The following is a 21,272-nucleotide window of genomic DNA, read 5'->3' on the forward strand; positions in this document are numbered from 1 at the left end:
AATAGATTTCTGCTAAGCTAAGTATATTCTTATACATGCTTTAATTATATAATACCTCATGTATTATAAATATACTAATCTATAATTAATTTCAAATATTCGGTGTTACAAATGAACTCGATAACTAAAGTATTAGCATCAATAATATATGTAATCAAGTCTACATATCGAAATCTATATAGTTGGGTTGCTAAACATAAGTTTTGGTCATTTATTATTTTTAGTTTTATATTTTATATTTGTTATCATAGTTCAGGCTATTTTTTTGTTTTTAATAATGATGCTTATGTGTTTGCTAAACTTTCTAGGATCGCACCCGTAGTATCAGGAAGAATTAACAAAATTTATATCCATGATAATCAGTTTGTAAAACAAGGACAGCTATTATTAGCCCTAGATCAAAAACCATTTGAAGCTAGGCTAACTTATATACAAGGTATGATGCTAAAGTATAAATATCAAACTGAAGAGATGAACTCTAAACTTAAGGCTCAAATAGCTATTTTGCATAGTACTCATGCTAATTTGGAACTAGATAAGGTTGAATGGCAAAGATTTAAGAAGCTACTAAAAGAAGGAGCTGTGTCACTCGAGCAATATGATATAAAAAATGCAAATTATCAGGAGTCTCAGGATAAGTATGCTAAAGCGTATGAGGACTTAATCAATATTGAAAAAGAAAAGCAAGAATTAACCGCATTACTTAAGTCTTATCAAGGTAAACTTACACTAGCAAAGTATAATTTAGATCACTCAAAGATATATGCAGATAAAGATGGTTTTATTAATCATCTTAGAGTATACCAAGGTGATTATGCGAAAGTAGGAGAAGTATTATTTGGCTTTGTAGAAGCTAATAGTTGGCAAGTTATTGCAAATATACGAGCCGATAATTTACCAATGATTCAAGCTGGTAAAACAGTGTGGGTATATATATCTTCATACCCTTGGCAATTATTTGAAGGAAAAATCGTTGGAGTGGGTAAAGCTGTAGCAAGATATGATTCTCCTCAAGATAGAGCTTTACCATATGTAAAGCCAGTATTAAGTTGGGTTCGTTATCCATATAGAACGCCTGTGTATATTAAAATTAATCACTGGAATAAAACACAAGATAATAATATTTCTTTATTTATGGGATCTGATGCAAAGGTTTTTATTTTACCATGAAAATAGATGATGAATTATTTCTTGCGATGGAAAGAAAGAAATTATGGGATTCAATTATTGATGAAATAAAAAATTTCTCCTTTAAAGGTGCCCAATTTAAGTTCGCCATAAGATCATCAATAGCACTAATTACAACGATTATATTAACTTGGATTCTACAAATTCCTGAAGGTTGGTGGGCAGCTATATCAGCCATTGTCGCATCACAGGAGAATATAGGATTGTCTTATCATAGAGGACTCAATCGATTCTTAGGTACATTCTTTGGTGGATTTTTAGGGCTTTTATGTAATATTTATTTTTTTGAAAATGAGTTCATATACCTTTTATATGCTCTTTTATTATTTTTTGTTATATATTACTTCCGAGAAATAGATGAAGATTATAGATACTCTTGGGATATGGCAGCAGCAACTGCCGCCTTAGTTTTATTCGGAGGAATGAAAGTAAGCTTAAACCCTAGTAGTATAAACATTATAGGAGATTTTTATACTATATTCTTTTATCGCTCACTTGAAGTTGGCTTAGGGGTTTCAGTTGGTATTTTATGCTCAAAAATTATCTTTCCAAAACTTTCGGAATCTGCTGCATATAACAAAACTATACTTGTGTATAAAAACTTCCCAGATTTAGTTACGTTAATATTTGAACGTTATAATAAAGGAGAAAATCAACTCCAGTTTGATAAGCTGCATAAAAAACAATCTGGAATGATTAATGAGCTGTTGAGTCTTTTAAAAAGAGTTCGTCAAGAAAAAAAATTAAAAGATCATATTTATCACTATAGTCTACTGGAGCAGTTTGCTAGAGAACTTAATTTGATTATTGTGCATACATATGAACATTTGCATGATAATAATGAGTATTATAACTTCTCGGAGCTAAAGCTTGTTATTTATAACTTTTTCAATCTATTTTCATATCATCTTAGAAATGATTCTTTGATTAACAATGAAGATTTTCAAATATTAAGGAAAGCTTTAGTTCAAAATAAGCAAAGACTTTTAAATATCAATTCACCTGATAGTAATTTATTATCCGAAATAATGACTTTAATAGAAAAGTTAATAGTTAAGCTTGAAACTAGAAAAATTGACTATCATGAAAGTAATGAAACTGCAATTAGCCACTTTTCATCTTTATTATTTAGCCGAGGAATTTCTTTTATTGATACTATGTATCTTAAGAATGCCCTGATATATAGTGCAATGACTGTCATCCCAACCATAGTTTTAGCATTTTGGGGACTTGCTAATTATGATCAGATGGCTGTAACAATTGTGGTTTGCGCATCTCTTAATAAAGCTAGATTTAGAACTGTAAGTGTGCAGAGATTATCAGGCTGTTTTGCTGGATTTATTGTTACTATGCTAGTGTTAACATTAGATGTTCAAAATAAATATGAGATGGCAGTTATTTTATTTATAAGTATGTTTATTTTTCAGTATCTATATGGAGGTAATGGAAATGTTACGTATTTTGGACGCCAGACTTTAATGGTAATTAGTATTGGACTAATACAAGGATTGTCTCCACTAGATTCTATTATTCCAGCTTTAGAAAGATTAGATGGTATTTTTATGGGAGTTCTGGTTGTTATAATTATAGAATTATTTATAAAGATTGAGGTTACAGAACAAATTATTGTACAAAACATTAAAAATGCTAATAAAGCCATATCAGAATCTCTCGAAATAGTTTATAACACATCAGATTTATACCACCCTAAGAATGTTTATAGTTTTTCTAATATTAGAAATGTTGTATTCTCATTGAGAAAAGTTCAAGGCACTAATAAGCTATTAAACTCTCTTAATAAGAATATGATTTTATATGTGAAAAATACATATCGTGCAATATTTATGTTTTTATTGTTTCATGAGTTAAATGACAAAATTATTAGTTCAGCAGATAGGAAGTTACTACTCTATCTGGTCAAAATAATAAAACTTAATGATAAAAACTTAGTAATAATCAATAAAAAGATTAGATTATTAAGTAAGATAATACAAAAACGTCATGACTCTAATCAAAGTAGAGGTATCTACCAACCCTATGAAAGTCAACTATGCATTATGATAATTGAGAACTTACTTAACTACTATAGAACATTTTCTAAAATCCAAAATTTATCAATAGATAGTTCTTATAAGTATCAATAATTTTATTTTGCCCATTTATAAAGTCTTTCTCCTGCTATCAACAATAAACACCACAATAACCTTAAATAGCAGTGCTAGACTAAAACATACCCACAATGCCAAGAGAATTAAATGATAGTTAGACATATCAATATGTGCTTTTATAAATCCCCATATAGACATACAAAGTCCTACAGAAAAAGTCATCATAGCCGCTGCTGTACCATGATTTTTAGTAATATCGCTCATAGCTGCGCCTGTTGCTAAAGGTATAAAAAAACCTATAAAGAAGCATATCAGCTGCAATGATATTATCGTACTATATAGTGACACTTTTAAAAAAGTATATAGTATTATAAAGATGAAAGCTAAACCTAAAACTCCAAGCCTATAACGTTTTTTATATGCTTCATCAGCTTTCATTCGATAGCAGAATATTCCAAAAATATAAAAGACAGATGCTAATAGAAATATAATTGTGAAAGTATTGATTGACATATTTAACTCATCTATCAATAGTCCTTTATATGAACTCATTAAAACACCAAGGTAAAATGAAAAGAGTATTGCAGCAACCATAACATTCAACAAATATCTAGGTTTTGATAACGCGTGAACAAATCCTGATAAAATTTCTGATGCTGGAATTAAAACCTGGTTCTGAGCATCTATCCTTAAGATATTTATAGAAAAAACAAATAGTGCTATCTCTATTGAGGCCATAATGAAATAAGCTAGCCTCCATGATGTAGACAATATACTTAAAACTAAATAAGTACTTACAATTGGAGCAACTATTATCATTACAGATAAGATCGCATATGCTTTTTTCATCTGGATAACATCATCTGAATTACGCGATATCAAAGCTCTAGCAATAGATGAGTAACAGCCTGTACCAAGCCCTAAACAAATAAACCCTATATATATAATGTCGATACTATTTGAGATACCTAGAACTATTAAACCTGCTATTGATAAACTCTGTGAGAAAAATAGCACTTTCTTTCCGGTAAAAATATCTGAAAGAGTTGCAAAGAATATTGCCGAGAGACTAAACATAAAAAACGATAAACTCATCGCAATCTCAGCCTGCTCTACAGATATATTTAAACTAGATGCTAGAGTAGATATTAATGGCATTGATATAGTCAATGTCATATAGCCAACATATGTCAGAAAATATGCTAACAAATTCTCTTTTTTAATATTTCTAAACATATTTAATCTCTTTCTTTTTTTAAAGATTGATATATAGGATTAGTCATAATACTAGCATTTATAAACTTAGCTACAATATTACTAAATAATTTAGAATATTATATCATTTTACAATATAGCGCTTCTAAAAGATGGATAAATTAAAACATTTGAATTTATATCTAAAAGTATAATTTAAAAGGATTGAATACCTTTATTTATTACTTTAAACTTTTTAAGTGTAGCTATTCATAAGGTATAAAGATGTCAACAAATAAAAAATATACTCTTACCTTAAAGGTTTCCAAAATAATATTTTTTGTTCTCTTTATCATATGTTTATTTGCTTACATTAAACCTTTTACAACGGCTAATTACCTTTCTAGCAAACAATTTAAAACTTTTGAATATGAATCATTGGGATTTCTAAATAAAAATCAGGTTACACGATTTCATAATAAAACACCAAGAGATCTATTTACGAACTTCTACTATAAATCTTTAAGCTTATGGATGGGATCATATAAGTACTACTATGATGTAATAAACTGTATTTCACCTCAAACTATAAAAATTAACGATTACACAATTAGTGAACAAGATATTAATATTGATAAGCTGCTTGTCGCTCTGTTAAAAACTAACTTTAGACTTAATGATATACCAAACAACTCAACTACAAACAAGCTTAATCTAACTCTAGGAAAAGGTAACGATAAACAAACCTTCTACTTAGCTAAAAAAAATAATGGTGATTGGTATTTTACTCAAGAAAATTTCACAAACCCAGAAACACTTAAAAAATTTATTGTTTATAAAAATGAAAAAAACTCTACTGAAGACAACATAAGAAATATCTCTATGCCTATACTATCGTATATGAGATTCGTTTTTGGTGTAAATCAAACCTACAAATTTGATACCCAAGATGCTCTTGATACTATGGATATTAAATGGATTCCTCAAAATATACGAAAAGATTATGCTTCATTTATCGCTTTTAGTATGAATAAGGTATTTGAAAACGCAAAAGTCACAATTAGAAATATCCCAGGCGAGGTCTTACCTGGTAGCAATCTTGTAATGATATATACATCTCCACTATCTGGAAAAAGTATCTATTTAGAAAATATACAAAATACTAAGAAAAGTAAGATTTTTGATAATTGGATATTTACAAAGAATGCTCAAACTAATGGGGTAGAAATTTTCTTAAATGATCTAAACAATAATACGCGAACACCTATTAACAACAGTATAAAACACTCTATGTGGGAAAATATCCCAAGTCTTCTTAACAAATACGGTCAAACCACATATATCGCAATTATATCTATAATTTCTTTTGTTCTTTTATATTTGATTTATAAATTATTTTTTAAGATTTTAAACCCCATTTTTAGGATTCTAGGAAATCTTTTTGAGAATGAAGATTATAAAACTATCAAAAAACTAACTATTGCAACATCACTAATAATATCAATATACGTTGCGTATTTCTTCTTTTTTAATTCTATGATAGTTTTTGAAAATGCTTGTTACTATTTTGACTTAATATTTAGGATTTCATATGGCATCATAATAATGTTTTTATGTACTGAAATAGCAAATGTTTTATGCTCATTTATTATTTCATCATATAAAAAAGCTCAGGACTCAGATAAATCAGCAAGATTTTCTTTTGCTATAATTATAGCTAACAAGATCATAAATCTTATCATAATACTTATTATCACTGGATCTATAATAGAACAACTTGGTATTGATATGTTCCACTTCCTAGCTGCGCTTGGTATTGGTGGACTTGCTATAGCATTAGCTGGCAAAGATACTATTGAGAACCTTTTTGGATCAATCATCTTAGCTGCAGAAAGACCTATAAAAATTGGGGACTGGGTAATAATAAAGGATCAAGAAGGTATAATAGAGAAGATAGGATTAAGAAGCACTATAATTAGAACTTTTGAAGACTCTGCCCTGATAATACCAAACTTTGCATTTGTTACATCACAGATTAACAATATGGGAGAAAGAAAATATCGTAGGTATACAACTATGCTTGAAGTTGATGAATCTACCCCAACAAATAAACTTAAATCATATGTAAATGCTTTAGATGAATTAGTTCAAAAAACGTCATACATGAAAAAAGATGGATATTATATAAGAGTAAATGATTTAAAACCATCATCTATTGAGATATTAATATATGTATTTTTTGTATCACAAGACTGGGGAGAAGAGCTAGAACAACGTGAGCAATTTATAATAGATTTATTAGATATAGCTGAAAAAATAGGAATTAAACTAGCCCCTTCTCAAAAAATTCAGATAGATAATAGTAAGAAACAACATTAAAGTTTCTTTAATGTTTTTACTCGAAATAACATTATTAGTTAACCTCATTTTTAAGAAGATTCTAAAGAACTATCAATTTTTCTAATAAAGATATTAATTATAACAATTACTATCCACAATATAGATAATGGTACTAACAGTGAAACAAAAGCATAAAATGGCCCAAGAACTCCAAATAAAACACCTATTGTCTTTTGTCCTGATATTCCTCCTATACCTAAGAAAACCATGAGTAGCACCATCATCCCAGCATTTCTCTTATCTGGAACACTTTTTAAGGTGACTGCTGCTAATGCAGGATATACAGGACCTAGCAATAAACCAATCAATGGAAATAAATATGCTGCAAAAGGAATATCTCCCCAAGTCTTAATCTCTGCTACAGGCTCTGTATCTAATGCTGATTTAATTAAAAAAATCATTATTATTAGATAAATCATCGCTAATGAAATAGTGATTAACAAATATATATTCCATTTAAATCTCTTTAAGATATAAGCTCCTGAAAGACGGCCTATAGCAATAGATGCCGTAATAATACTACCAATATATATCGATAACGCTATGCTAATATGCAAACCTTGATTATTAAATGTTGGTAACCACGTCAATAAACTCGCTTCAATAAATAGATAAAATGCAGTAATGATCAAAAACATTAAAGTTAAAGGTTTTTTTATTAACTTAAACATCTCCTTGTACTCATTTTTTATAGATATCTGTTTTTCTCTAACTTTGGTTTCATCCGTAGGGACAAATAACCACAAAATAATCACTACAACAGCTATACCTGTAAATAACCAGTATAAATTTACCCAATTTTGACCTTCATAATGAATTGCTGTTCCAAATATCCAAAAACTAGCACATTGAGCAGTCATATAAAAACCTTCGACTAAGCTAATCGTACTAGCATACTCTTGTTTAGAATTAGTAACAGTTGTAACTAATGTGTAAATACATAGCTTAGTCAATGCAAATAATGCTCCAATAATTGCAAATAAAACTAGTAATGCAGTAAAACTATTTATAAAAGGAAATATCAAACAACCAATACCAATAATAACCAAGATCCCAATTAAAGATCTTCTGTAACCTAGTTTTATTAGTACGCCAAAAACACTTAAAGAAACTAACAGATTTAAACCATCTCTAACAACAGGTAAATAACTAGCTGCCTGATAACTCGTATGATAGTATTTGATTGCTGCTGTAATAGCTGGACCTTCTGTATTTGCAATAATTGAGAATAGGCAAAAATTAACTATTAGCATAACCTTTACCCAAGGCGATCTTGCTATATTACGAATCATTTATAATAACTCCTCTATAGTTTTAACCATACAAATTCAGCAACCTCAAGAGAGATGTCAAATAAACCATTATTCGCTTTATATACTTTATCTTGCATAATATCTGTCAATACCTCTATATTACCTAATATATTCGTATCAATTTGTATATTTAGTTTTTTATTTGAAAAATTTGCTAAATAAAGTATTTTATCATTTTCATCACCTCTAATAATCGCTAGCACATTAGCATCTAAATTAAGTACTTTTTGTGGGCTATTAGGATGAAATGCTTTATAAGCTTTTCTAACTTTTATAAGTTGTGATAGTCTTGCGAAAACTTTATGTCTTTTTGAGTTCACATCTTGCAACTGTGTTTGAACCTCTGAAGTTTCTAATTTTTCTCTATTAATGGTTCTATTCATACCAGTTTTCTCAACACCTGCTGAATAATTAGCTGAGCCTAAAATACTATGAATATATACTGCTGGCACACCAATAATTGATAATAAAACTGAATTTGCTAATACAAATCTCTTTATATTATCATCTAAATTAAAGCTCCTATCTGAAACCGCATCTAAATAGTTAATATTCATTTCATAAGGTATTTTAGAACCATCAGATAAATTCTTATAAGAAACAAAGCCACCATTTTCTAAAACTCTTTTTTCAATTATATCTCTCTGTTGGTCAGATAAAATACCGTGTGTAGGTACAACTCCAATACCATCATGCGAAGATAGAAAGTTAAAAAATGTTGTCTCATCAGAAGGTGTAGAGAGATTGCTCAGCCATTGACTTAGAATACTGGCATCTCCTGTAATAATTGAATAAAGAGTTAGAGGAGGTAGTGAAAAGTTATATACTAATTGCGCTTCATTATAACCATTACCAAAGTAGCTGATATTATCTTTATGAGGTACATTTGTCTCTGTAATAATCAAAGTATCACATTTTAAGGCCTCAAATATATCCTTATAAAGTTGAATTACTTTATGTGTTTCTGGCAAATGAATACAGTTTGTACCTAGTTTTTTCCACATAAAGCCAATTGCATCTAATCGAATAGCTTTTGCCCCATTAGCCACATAAAATAACAACACCTTGATAATTTCTATAAAGACATCTTCACTTTTAAAGTTTAGATCAATCTGATCTTCACTGAATGTTGTCCAAATCTTTTTTTCACCATTTACTGTCTTAAAAGCTGTTGCTAATGGTAAAGCTCTTGGCCTAAAAACTTGTGAAACATCATCTTCTTCATCAATCTCAATAAAATAATCTTTAAAATCAGGATCACCTTTAAGATATGCTTGAAACCAATCACTTTTAGCAGATATATGATTAATAACCCCATCAAACATCAATTTAAAAGATTTAGATAATACATGTATATCACTCCAGTCACCTAACTCTGGATTAACTTTATAATAATTAATCACTGAGAAGCCATCATCAGAAGAGTAAGGATAAAAAGGTAATATATGGATATAAGAAAATATCTCTTTAAAATACTTCTTAGCAAATTTATCTAGGCTACTTAAAGGAGTCTCATTATCACTAAGTAGACTATCTCCATAAGTTATCAGAAAAACATCTTTTTGTGTAAGTTTATACTCTGGGTTATTTTGCGATTTAAATTGTTCTAAAACAGACTCTAACTTTTTATAGATATTCTGACTATTATTACCAAAGATATATTCTAGCTTTTGCTTTATTTTAGTTTCGTATGTTTTACTTATCATTATTATTCCACAATATTTTTTAATAAATTTTCTAGAGACTCGTAAGAGAAATACTTACAACATATATTAAAATTTTTCTCTATAGCTTGGTCATATGCATTTTTATCAATAAGTAATTGTTTTATTTTATACGCTGCTGAGGATATGATGCCTTGATCTACTTTTGCAAGACCATCTTCCATAATATGGCGATCCCCTAACGACACCACATCAAAACCTTTATCTAAAAGATCTTTTTTGTATACAGGATACTCATATACTAAAACTGGTTTTTTGGCAAACATCGCCTCTAAGAGCTGATTCCCCCAACCTTCCAATAAACTTGGATAAGTAACAAAATCTGCCTCGACATAAGCATCCCATAACGAATAAATCTTTTTGTTATCTCGCTGTGAACGAGAATGATCAATTACATCATTAATATATTTAATTTCTATACCATACTTTTTGGCTTTTGCATTTAACTTAGTTATATAAATATCCTCTGACTCTAGCAATCCAGCCATTACAAAAACAACTTTATTATTTTTTGAGAAATATCTGCCTGTTGATAACTTTTTATCGTAAAGTGAATCAATTTGACCTTTAGAAATTAGTTCACCAATTACATCTAGTGCTAGCTCAATACCTTTTCTTTCAGTAATTCTAGTAGCTTGTAGTATTAGAATATCATTCTTATCAACACCTATAGATTTTCTAAAGTCAGAATTATACTCATCTTTAGTCCATAGAGGTCCTCTAAAATCAAAGACATTAGGCACAACCGTAGACTTGACTTGTTTCTTTTCTAGCAATGCATCCTGAGCTAGACTATTGATTACAACATGTTTGATATTTGTATCAACTGGAGGAAAATATTCTTCTAATAATTTCTTAACAAAGTCGCAAGTCGGCTGAGAATATTTCTCACGCTCCCAGTAAAAATCATGATGATGCGCAATACACTTTATTCCAGTTTTAATTGCTGCTTTATAAAATCCAATACCTGCATATAAGCCCCATCCTAGTGACCAAATATTATTTGGTATCAATAAATCAATATTGTAACTTTGGATAAAATCGACGATCTTCTGCTCAACGATACTTGCTTGGATCTCAATAATCTCCTCAAGCTCTTTGGCTGTATAATCATCCAACTTAAGATATGCGTTGCTAACAATTTTATCATTTAGACTATTTTTATAGTGCAACTCTTCGACAATATACGCTTGTGTCTGCCCAGAGCTTCCCGCTAGATAAAACACCTCGTGGCCTTGCTTTTCTAAAGCTATTTTCCATTTATCCATTTCAAGCGAAACACCGTCAGTCTCGCCTACTCGAAAATGGGCTAATGCAATCTTCATGTCCTAATTACTTAAATGTCATTTCTTAATGATTATTACACTTTATAATATAACTTTAAAAACCAATTTTCTATAAGCCAAAGAGTCTAAATAGCTGGAGTTTATTAAATTTAAAAAAGGACTATTGTATAGAATAATTTATAATTATTTCTTACTTAACTTCTAACTTATGCTATCATAATATATTTTAAATAATTGGTACATAATCTCCCTATTAGAGTAGCTAGCCTCTTAAATAATGAATATAAGAAAACTCCCTTTAGTAATATTATCTTTTTTAGCATTGCCACTAATTAGCAATGCTGATTCTATAGCAACTATAGACTCTGATATAGATACTGATACTAAAAAAATAGATAGTGATACTAAACATGTTGAAAAGGATGCAAAAGGACTTTATAAACTACCTAAAAACTACTACAACATTAATGATCTTGATGGTATCACAAAAAAGACTTTTAAACCTATGGCCTATATTAGTGTCAATGGCGGTTGGGGACAACAAACAAACATGGCTAAAGGTGGCGCAACTATAGTAGCTAGCTTAGGCTATAGATTTACAGAGTCTTTTGCCTTAGAGTTTGTTTACCAGAACTTCTTAGTTAGTGAATATAATACAACTCAAAATAATAACTACTTTGCTGGAGCTGCCAAATATTACTATAAGATAAATAATTATGTAACAGCCTATGCTGCAGCTGGGGTCGGTCTTGGTCATACAGGTATTAATGGAATAGCAAACCAACAAAATGCTCCAAAAGATTATTTAGCAACAAATGACACATGGGGAGGTTTTGCTGTATTTCCAGTAGGTCTAATGTTTCCGATCAAATATGTTGATAACCTTAGTCTTAAAGTTACATATACATATACGATTTCTTTTTCGGGAGACTCACAAAACTTTGTAACATCAGGTTTACAGTATTCTTTCTAGAAAAAACTATTTCCTAAAACTCTGTTTCTCAGATAGTTTATTATTTAAGTATGTACTAATATGATTCTTCTTATCTTTAAAAATGAAGTTGTTATAAACTATCATGTACATTAATACTTTTCTTATATAATGTCTTGTCTCACCAAATGGAACATTTTCTATCCAAATTGATGCTGGGACTTCTTTTTTATTTAACCATTTAGCTACATTACCTGGTCCAGCATTATAAGCTGCTATTCCAAGCACTGTATTTTTATCAAACAACTTCTCTAAGAAATATAAATTTGCTGTACCTAATTTAATATTATTCTGAGGATAGAATATTTTGGTATTCATACTTTCAGACTTACTTCCAACTAAAGAAAGTTTATATTTCTTAGCAATAAATTTAGCTGTAGGCTCAGTAACTTGCATCAAGCCTTTCGCACCAGCCCAAGATCCTGCTTGAATATCAAATAGAGACTCTTTGCGCATTATAGAAAGCACTAAATCTCTATCGATACCAAATTTTTTAGTATTTTTATCAACAATATCTATAAATGCCTTAGGGAAAAGTATATCAAGGTTATTATATTTCCCAATCACAGCCATATTAAAGATAGCTGCATAATACATATGCTTATCTTCCGCTAAACGTGCAAGTTCTTTAATTTCAGTGATTTGATTTGCTTTTAGTTTATTTCTTATACTCCAGCGCCATATACTTTTAGAATCTTTATATTGACCAATTTGATATAGATCTATCGCCTGTTCAGTAGTATCTTGAGATCGTAATTTTTTAATTTCATTATTAGTTAGTCTATCAGCAATATTGTTACCAAAATTGTACGGTTTACTAAGCTTATCAGATGCTAAGAATGAATAGTAATTTAATGGTGTTTTTATTAGCTCTGCATATATTTTCTTAGCTTTTGCAGATTGTCCTTCTTTATCATAACTATAAGCTAACCAATACTTCCAAGCTTGATCTTGCTGAGATTTTTTTGGTAGCTGATAATATGTTTTTATATAACCTGCAAAGTTATTATTATATAGCTCTACTCTTAGTAACCACTCCCATGCTATTGTATCTAAGTATCTCTTATCAACTTTTGCTAACCACTGTTTTGCCTGAGGCGACTGAGACCTTGCAAAACTAACCGCAATTATTGAAATACATTCTTGTTTAGTTTTTTTATTCAAATACCTTTTATTCTTTAGATTATCCCAAATTCTTGCATACTTAGTTGGGCTCTTATTAAGAATACTTTTAGATATATCAAAAAATACTTCATCAAAATGCTTATAATTATGAAACCTATTAATAAACTGATCTAACTTAGCAGGATTTTTTATTGCTTGCTGCCATGCTGTTATATACCTAACGTAATCATGATTATTTTTCACATAAGTATCCAACAACCAAAGACTATCATGAAACTTATTAGCAAATGCAAGAGTATAAGCCTTATTAACTATGTAAGCTTTTGGCTTATAGTCTGATTTATTCCAGTACTTTTGCATATCTGAACAACCAGACGGCATATATACACGACTTTGCCATAAGTTAGCAAACTCTTTCAATGCTTGAGTTTTATCTCCAGAGGCGTATTCTGCTTGCATATTCCAGCATTTACCCGAGATACCCAAATCACCTTTATAATACTTTTTAAAAAGCTTCCAATCTTGCTTTTGTGCGTAATATTCTGCTAAATCATCAGAAAGCCTATCTTTCCAATATTTATTATCATTTTGTTTAAAGTATTCATCAATTGTAGATTGCTTAAAAATCTCTGGATCACTACTAATTTCTTTATATTGAAAATAAGGATAAATACTTGTATTTTGAAGCTTAGATTTAAGGTAATAATAAGACTTATAATCCTTTGATTCTAAATCTTTCAATGCTTGCTTTGAAACTTGTATTTGCTCAGTGGTAAGGCTATATCCAACACCTACAGATAAAAATAATAAACAACTTGCTACAAATTTTTTATTAATCACAATAACTTAATTATTAGAAATTTATTTTGCTAAAAATACTAACATTATTAAAGGCAAAAAACTAATGGTTATAGATAATAAATCAGTCAATCATATTTAGAAAATTTATTATTTCAGCAAAACTTCAGATTTTAAGCATCAAATATACTAAAAATTAGTAAATTTACCCTAGGTTAGATTACAATTATAAAAATAGATATTATTTAATTTATTCTAAAATATGAAAAACAAACTGAGTTTAGTCATTATATTTGCTTTTATATATTTAATCTTGGTGATTACTTTTTACAGTTTTAATAATCAACATAGTTATGATTTCTCGATCTCACCTCCATCAAATGAAATTTTTTCAAAAGATATAAATGTAAACACTATTGCTAATTTAGACTATTTTAAATATAACCACGCATCATCAGTAACGACCTCAGGCAATACGCTTTTTGTAACTTGGTATAGTGGTGATCATGAGACAGCTCCTAACACAAATATAATGCTCGCAACAGCTAAAAAGATAAATGGGCATTGGAAATTTTCTAAAGCAAGATCTGTTATGAACCCTCAAGAATTTCAGTCTATATTTAAAAAACATATTCATCACTTAGGAAACCCAATCATATATGCCCATGGCAAGAAAATATGGCTAATATTTACTTCATCCACAGGTGGTTGGGTTACATCTTCTTTAAATACTATGTATTCAACAGACCTAGGCAAAACCTGGAGTAAACCTAAACTAGTTATTGCCTCACCTGTTTTTAATTTCAGTACTCTTACTAGAGGTTCTGCTATTAAATTGGATAATGGCAATTTTGCTGTACCAGTATATAAAGAATTTAATAATCTTAATGGGAGATGGTTTATCTTTAACAATAGTGGGCATCTTATAAATGTATCAGAGATGACTAATGATGGCGTAAACTTACAGCCAACGGTAGTTGCTATATCAAAAACACATGCTTTGGCTTTTTATAGACAGATGCATAGCTCGATTAAAAAAATCTACGCGAACCAAACAGATAATAGTGGACAAACATGGACTAAAGTAAAACCTACACAACTTAATAATCCAGACTCAGGAATAGCTGCTATAAAAACTAAAGATGGCATACTTCTAGCTTATAATGATGCTAGCTCTGGTAGATCAAATCTTAGCTTAGCTTATAAATCAGATAACTCTCAAAACTGGAAAAATATATACACTTTCCCAAACAAAGCCAAAGGTGAGCTATCTTACCCTGCTTTTACTTTTTATAAAGATAGTATTATTCTATCATTCTCAGATAAGCTAAAGAAAACTATAAGAGTTGTTGAGATTAAAGGAGAGAAAACTAATGCTTAATTATTATAACCTTCTAGCAGCAAATCTTTTTACTATATATATCTTTCTTAGACTACTAGGATTTTTACAAAAGAAAGTACTGGTAATACTAACGATTATTTTATTAGCTCTAAATTTAATAAGTGTAACTTCAGATAGTGAAACTATCTATTATTTTATTACTGGTGTTACAAGCTATTTTAGCTTTTCATCTTTGCTATTTTTAGTAGCTATTATTAGCTCAATATTTATAAGTAATAAAGCTACCACTTTCACATATACTAGCTTGGCATTTTTACCGATATTAGTTATTTTTTATAGTTTGTTCTTTATATCTTCGTATGAACTTTATGATTTTGGCTTTTGGCCATATATAGTTACAGCTTTTATATTTATATATGCGTTGATACTACTATCTATATCTAAAAGATTTGTATTATTTAATACTATAATTGTTTTATCATCAGCAATGTTTGTTACCCATATATTACAAGCTAATATTTGGAATTACTTTCTTGATCCTGTTTTACTAATAATCTGTGTTATTGAGATAATAAGATCAGTAATCATATATCACTCATCTAAAAACAAGAAAGATAACTATAGAATAAGATATTACTAAAACTATAGTAAATATTTTGTGACTCTACGAGATATTTTATAAATTGATAATTCCAGGTTAGGTTTAATCTAGCCTTATATTCTCTCAACTAAATTTATAACAAAGTCTGCTGAATTCTGCGCCGCTTTTTTTGCAAACTCTTCAAAATTTTCTGGTGCATCACCATCTGCAGTATCTGAGATACTTCTTAAAATTAAGCTTGGAACATTCATCTCGTTACATACAAGATTTACACTACCACCTTCCATCTCTATTGCCTTTGCATCAAACTCACCAACAACAAAATCTTTTTTCGCAGCTGAACTAATAAACTGATCTCCAGTAGCTATTATCCCAGTATGAAGTTCAAGGCTTAGATCTTTTGCAACACTTTTAGCGTGATCAAGCAGCATATCTGAAGTTTTAATTTGTACTTCTGATATTGGAATCTTACCATGCGGATAGCCAAATGCTGTAATATCCACATCATGCTGGACAGTTGCTGTTGCAGCAATCATATCACCTACTTTTAGCTCTTGCAAACCACCTGCAACACCTGTAAATAGTAAAGCCTCTGCGCCAAAATGATCTATCATTATCGTTGCTGTTAAAGTTGAAAATACTTTGCCAATCTTACTATAAGCAATAATAAGCTCTTTATCTTTGTATGTCGCTAAATAGTATTTATTATTTGCATATTCAACTGTCTCATAGCTATCTAGCTTCTCTAATATTGGTTGGATTTCTATTTCCATAGCACCCAAAATTGCTATTTTTTTCACTCTATTTACCCTCTATCTCTATTTTTGTTACTTTTCTAAATCCTTGTGGTAAGAGTACCCCTCCACCAGAAGGCTTATCAGTTAGATATGTATCTATATTTTTATTATCTATGCGTATGAACCTTTTACCTGCATTTAAGATAGCTTCTTGCTCTGAACTTAGTAGTTCTACAAATTTAAGCTTATCTTTTTTATCAAGTCTAATAATAGACTTACCCTTACCTTTTTTAAGTACAGCAAAATTAGCAAAATCGCGAATTACTGTCCTACCATTAGAGCTTACACCTAACATCTTAAAATCTTCAGCAAAAGGTATAAATTTAAATACATCATCGCCATCAAAGATATTTTTACCTGTAACCTTATTTGTAATAAGATCTTCTGCAGCAATGACAAAACCTTTACCGCTAACACTAGCAATCAAAAAGTGTGAAGCTGTATTAACAAATTCCATATTAATAATCTCATCTTTCTTATCTAATGGAATATATGTAGTTATATGCTCACCATAACCTCTAGCTGAAGGAAACTTATCAATATACATTGAATATGCTTTACCAAGCTTTGTGAAAAATACCACTTTAATATTGCTATTACCTGAAACAGCGAGAAATGGTTTATCTTCAGGCTTATAATTTAGGCCCTTAGGATCGATATTATCACCCTTAGCACATCTAACCCACCCAGCTTTTGATAATATTACTGTAACTTTTTCACTAGGTATTAAATCTTTTTCTTCTAATGCCTGTGCTTTTTCTGCATGTATAATTTGAGAGCGTCTATCATCGCCAAAGTCTTCTAATATTTGTTTAAACTCTTTCTTCATTAAGTTTCTAAACTTAACTTCGCTATTTAAATACCCCTCTAAAAGCTCTTTTTCTTTAGCTAGTTCTTTCTGCTCTTTTTTAATCTCAATTTCTTCAATTTTTGCTAACTTACGCAACCTAATGTTTAAAATTGCTTCAGCTTGAATCTCTGAAAGAGAAAATCTATTTTGTAATTCAATACTTGGATCATCATAGTTTCTGATAATATCAATAACTTCATCGATATTTAAAAATGCTATGAGTAAACCTTCTAAAATATGTAAACGTGCAAGTACCTTATCCAAACTGGTTTGTAACCTTCTACGTAAAGTTTGTCTACGATATTCAAGCCACTCATTTAATATATCTAATAGATTTTTAACCTTAGGCTTATAATCTAAGCCAATCATATTCATATTAACACGGAAACTTTTCTCAAGATCAGTTGTAGCTAATAAGTGCCCCATTATCTTCTTGATATTCTTCTTTGTAGTTCCAGAGTATAAAACTATCTTAACAGGCTCTTTATCATCAGATTCATCTTGAATATTTTTAATCCAAGTAATTTTTTGTTGTTTAAGCTGATTCGCTATCTGCTCCATTACAGAGGCACTTGATACTTGATGAGGTAGCTTTGTAATCACTACATTCCCATGACTATCATAATCATAGACCGCTTGTTGCCTAATTGAGCCTGTACCAGATTTATAGACATCTGCTATTTCTTCTCTAGTACTAATTATATTTGCTCCGCCTGGATAATCTGGAGCTTCAACAATCTCTAAGACATCCTCTATTGAAGATTTATGATTTGATAGTAGGTGCAAACAAGCACTAATAATCTCTGTAATATTATGCGGTGGTATATATGTCGACATACCTACTGCAATACCCATAGCACCATTTAATAAGATATTTGGTACTTGAGCAGGTAAAAGCTTAGGTTCATCCATAGTACCATCAAAGTTTTTAACCCAATCAACAGTACCTTTTTTAAGCTCATCTAATAAAAGTACCGCATACTTAGATAAACGTGACTCAGTATAACGCATTGCTGCGAATGATTTTGGATCATCCACAGACCCCCAATTACCCTGACCATCAATAAAAGGATAACGATAAGAGAAGTCTTGTGCCATCAAAACCATTGCTTCATAACAAGCACTATCGCCATGAGGATGATATTTACCTAATACATCCCCTACCGTACGTGCTGACTTTTTATACTTAGAAAGATGACTTAATCCAATTTCACTCATTGCGTATATAATACGCCTTTGTACAGGTTTTAGGCCATCTGATATATGAGGTAATGCCCTATCTAATATTACATACATTGAATAGTTTAGATATGCCTGTTCTGAAAACTCACCTACAGATTGCTGGTTTTCTAAACTTGAGAATAGATCCATATTTGTCTTATTAAGATTTAATATTTTAATCAAATTATATATTAAATATTGTAGTGATGCTATTACTCTCGATTCGCCATAAATAGGTCTTTAATTTCACTATCCTATAGAGAACTTAAGACACTCTGCTATGAAAAAGTTATAGAGAAGTATAGAAAATAATAGAATAAATATATATTTTCAAAATACTAAAGGAACTAAGTAATGACAAATAACTTTCATGAATTTGAACATAAATTTTGGAGTAAAATAGGAAAAAAATATGCTGAAGGCTTTGGAATAGCTACAAAACAAATTGTATTACCAGTTTTAAATGAGCTAAATCTTTCAGACTCAGAACTATTACTAGATGTTGCGTGTGGTCCCGGCTATGTTACAGAAATTGCAAAAGACAACCAACTGAATATAATTGGAGTTGATTTTTCTAAAGAAATGATAACTCTAGCTAAACAACTAAATCCTACAAGTAAATTTTATGTTGGAGATGCTCAAAAATTACAATTTGAGACAGGTACGTTTGACGGTGTCTGTACAAACTTCGGAATGCTACATTTTAGCTGCCCTGAAAAAGCTTTAAAAGAATTTTATCGTGTCCTAAAAAAATCAGGTAAGTTTACTTATTCTGTATGGGGTAATATAGATAACGGCTCTGCTATTGGCTTAATTATGAATGCAATTTCAGAAGCTAATATTAAAACTCATGGACTACCCGAGGGTCCATCATTTTTTAAATTTGCAAATTATAAACAAGCATTATACTCATTAACTAAGGTTGGATTTAGTGAAATCAAGTCAAAAAAAATTTTAATTGATTGGCATATTGAAACAGCAGAATCTTTTGTTAATAATTTTAAAAATGGAGGTGCTAGAATAGGAGAAATTTTAAGACAACAATCACACCATGACTATACAAAAATAATAGAAATAGTAAATAATAACTTAAGTAAATATCCAAAAAATGCTTCTGGACAACGAATTGTTAAAACCCCTGTTTTTATAGTATCGGGAGTGAAGTAATAAACACAATAATTTTCCTGTAAAAATACTTTCTAGATCCTTATCTATTGCTCTATATATACATTTAAAACTCTTCAGCAGAATGACAACTTTTTTGTAATAAAACCCTCATGTAATATTTATTCCTTAGCTGTCCTAGACAATTCTACTTTAAATTTTCTCTAAACTAATGTCTAATCAGCTTTAACTGCATCTTAAATCACCATCATTTAATCTCTACATATACTTCGTCCCAAAATAAGTAAAAATATTTTCTATAACTACGATTAAATTTTCTTAACACCTATATTAAAAAAACAATAACTAAGACATTTAATTTCAAAGACTTTTTTTACGATGATATGCTATCGTTTCTAACTCCTTCGAAAAAACAAATTTATTTCTTCGAAGGAAGCCCAATGTCTTTATAATATCTGTAAATCCAGAAAGAATCCAAGCTTGAATTGTATAATCAAAAGTTGTTTTTGCTTTTAGATACCTGCTAACACCAGAGCGACACTCTTGAGTTAAAAAATCTGTGGCTGGAAATTTTATAGCGATAAATCCTCTCTTATCGTATACAGCCATTTTTGCATAAGCTCCCAAACTTGAAATCTGCTCTTTGATATCCTTAAAATCTTCCCATGCTAAAAGAGTCTTTTCAACAGTCTCTTTCTCAATAAAGCGCATCGATTTTGAATTATAATTTTGTTTTAAACTATATGATTCTTCTTTTAACTCGTTATATTTTTCAAGAAGCTCGTTATAACGTCTATTTAAGGTTAGATTTGATATTTCCAAACTATCATTTTTGTTAGATACTTCAACTTGCTTTTGTTTGAGTTTTTTAGTTTTTTCAGATATTTGCTGATCTATATATTTTTTTAAATTACTTCGTAAGCTAGTAGCTATCTGACTTTCTTCAACAGAATGCTCTTTTAATGTTGACTGAATTATTGCTAATAATGCATCAAAAGGCTTGCTTCGTATAGGCTCTTTTTCTATTTGAGCTTCAATAAGAGCCTTTTTTTTATCTTGTTTATATAAAGTAACCTTCTCTACTAAATCAATAATTGAAATATTACCACCAATAAGTTTTCTAACTTTATTAACAGTAATATCTTCATTCTGTGACTTTAATAATTCACATTTTTGATTTACAAGTTTTTGAGTTACTTTTTGTGACAT

General features: G+C 29.8%; 15 protein-coding genes. 7 read left to right on the top strand and 8 right to left on the bottom strand.

Annotated elements, in window-relative coordinates; translation table 11 throughout:
• The first annotated feature begins 111 nt into the window (after window positions 1–111).
• Together AB8E56_RS02270 and AB8E56_RS02275 are read left to right on the top strand one after the other, a co-directional pair.
• Window positions 112–1,170 (top strand): HlyD family secretion protein, encoded by a 1,059-nt coding sequence (locus tag AB8E56_RS02270; protein WP_329477536.1) that lies wholly within the window; start codon window positions 112–114, stop codon window positions 1,168–1,170.
• Entirely contained in the window at window positions 1,167–3,332 is a 2,166-nt protein-coding gene (locus AB8E56_RS02275; RefSeq protein ID WP_329477538.1) for an FUSC family protein, read from the top strand. The genes AB8E56_RS02270 and AB8E56_RS02275 overlap by 4 nt, the downstream gene beginning before the upstream one ends.
• A gap of 15 nt (window positions 3,333–3,347) precedes the next feature.
• Here AB8E56_RS02275 and AB8E56_RS02280 read toward each other — a convergent pair whose 3' ends face one another.
• A complete protein-coding gene (locus AB8E56_RS02280) occupies window positions 3,348–4,532 on the bottom strand; it encodes an MFS transporter (protein ID WP_329477541.1) in 1,185 nt (394 codons plus the stop codon).
• A 243-nt stretch (window positions 4,533–4,775) separates the two neighbouring features.
• On the opposite strand from AB8E56_RS02280, the gene AB8E56_RS02285 reads away from it, so the two are divergent.
• Window positions 4,776–6,869 carry a mechanosensitive ion channel domain-containing protein gene (locus AB8E56_RS02285; protein ID WP_329477543.1) on the top strand — a complete coding sequence of 698 codons (2,094 nt, stop codon included), beginning with the start codon at window positions 4,776–4,778 and terminating at the stop codon, window positions 6,867–6,869.
• 50 nt (window positions 6,870–6,919) lie between these two features.
• Here the strand turns inward: AB8E56_RS02285 and AB8E56_RS02290 are convergent, their stop codons facing one another.
• Genes AB8E56_RS02290 through AB8E56_RS02300 form a run of 3 tightly spaced genes read right to left on the bottom strand, consistent with a single transcriptional unit; the run spans window position 6,920 to window position 11,252 of the window.
• Window positions 6,920–8,182 (bottom strand): MFS transporter, encoded by a 1,263-nt coding sequence (locus AB8E56_RS02290; protein ID WP_329477545.1) that lies wholly within the window; start codon window positions 8,180–8,182, stop codon window positions 6,920–6,922.
• A gap of 14 nt (window positions 8,183–8,196) precedes the next feature.
• Complete coding sequence (locus tag AB8E56_RS02295) at window positions 8,197–9,909, bottom strand: sugar phosphorylase (RefSeq protein WP_329477547.1); 1,713 nt, start codon at window positions 9,907–9,909, stop codon at window positions 8,197–8,199.
• 2 nt (window positions 9,910–9,911) lie between these two features.
• Window positions 9,912–11,252, bottom strand: coding sequence for a glycosyltransferase family 4 protein (locus AB8E56_RS02300; RefSeq protein ID WP_329477549.1), 1,341 nt, complete (start codon window positions 11,250–11,252; stop codon window positions 9,912–9,914).
• 238 nt (window positions 11,253–11,490) lie between these two features.
• Here AB8E56_RS02300 and AB8E56_RS02305 point away from each other — a divergent pair, with 238 nt between their 5' ends.
• The gene (locus AB8E56_RS02305; protein ID WP_329477551.1) at window positions 11,491–12,186 is read left to right on the top strand and encodes an outer membrane beta-barrel protein; all 696 of its coding nucleotides are present in this window, start codon (window positions 11,491–11,493) and stop codon (window positions 12,184–12,186) included.
• A 6-nt stretch (window positions 12,187–12,192) separates the two neighbouring features.
• Here the strand turns inward: AB8E56_RS02305 and AB8E56_RS02310 are convergent, their stop codons facing one another.
• The gene (locus AB8E56_RS02310) at window positions 12,193–14,169 is read right to left on the bottom strand and encodes a transglycosylase SLT domain-containing protein (protein WP_329477553.1); all 1,977 of its coding nucleotides are present in this window, start codon (window positions 14,167–14,169) and stop codon (window positions 12,193–12,195) included.
• 220 nt (window positions 14,170–14,389) lie between these two features.
• On the opposite strand from AB8E56_RS02310, the gene AB8E56_RS02315 reads away from it, so the two are divergent.
• Complete coding sequence (locus AB8E56_RS02315; RefSeq protein WP_329477555.1) at window positions 14,390–15,508, top strand: sialidase family protein; 1,119 nt, start codon at window positions 14,390–14,392, stop codon at window positions 15,506–15,508.
• A complete protein-coding gene (locus tag AB8E56_RS02320) occupies window positions 15,501–16,109 on the top strand; it encodes a hypothetical protein (protein ID WP_329477557.1) in 609 nt (202 codons plus the stop codon). Before AB8E56_RS02315 ends, AB8E56_RS02320 begins: the two co-directional genes overlap by 8 nt.
• A gap of 74 nt (window positions 16,110–16,183) precedes the next feature.
• On the opposite strand, the gene AB8E56_RS02325 is transcribed toward AB8E56_RS02320, so the two are convergent.
• Together AB8E56_RS02325 and parC are read right to left on the bottom strand one after the other, a co-directional pair.
• Window positions 16,184–16,870, bottom strand: coding sequence for a 5'-methylthioadenosine/adenosylhomocysteine nucleosidase (locus AB8E56_RS02325; protein ID WP_329477559.1), 687 nt, complete (start codon window positions 16,868–16,870; stop codon window positions 16,184–16,186).
• 1 nt (window position 16,871) lies between these two features.
• Window positions 16,872–19,088, bottom strand: a complete 2,217-nt coding sequence (gene parC, locus AB8E56_RS02330) for a DNA topoisomerase IV subunit A (RefSeq protein WP_329477561.1) — start codon at window positions 19,086–19,088, stop codon at window positions 16,872–16,874.
• A gap of 204 nt (window positions 19,089–19,292) precedes the next feature.
• On the opposite strand from parC, the gene AB8E56_RS02335 reads away from it, so the two are divergent.
• Entirely contained in the window at window positions 19,293–20,105 is an 813-nt protein-coding gene (locus AB8E56_RS02335) for a class I SAM-dependent methyltransferase (protein ID WP_329477563.1), read from the top strand.
• Between the two features lie 318 nt (window positions 20,106–20,423).
• Here AB8E56_RS02335 and AB8E56_RS02340 read toward each other — a convergent pair whose 3' ends face one another.
• A complete protein-coding gene (locus AB8E56_RS02340) occupies window positions 20,424–21,272 on the bottom strand; it encodes a hypothetical protein (RefSeq protein ID WP_329477565.1) in 849 nt (282 codons plus the stop codon).

The organism is Francisella sp. 19X1-34 (genome assembly GCF_041102755.1).
Taxonomy (GTDB): Bacteria; Pseudomonadota; Gammaproteobacteria; order Francisellales; family Francisellaceae; genus Francisella.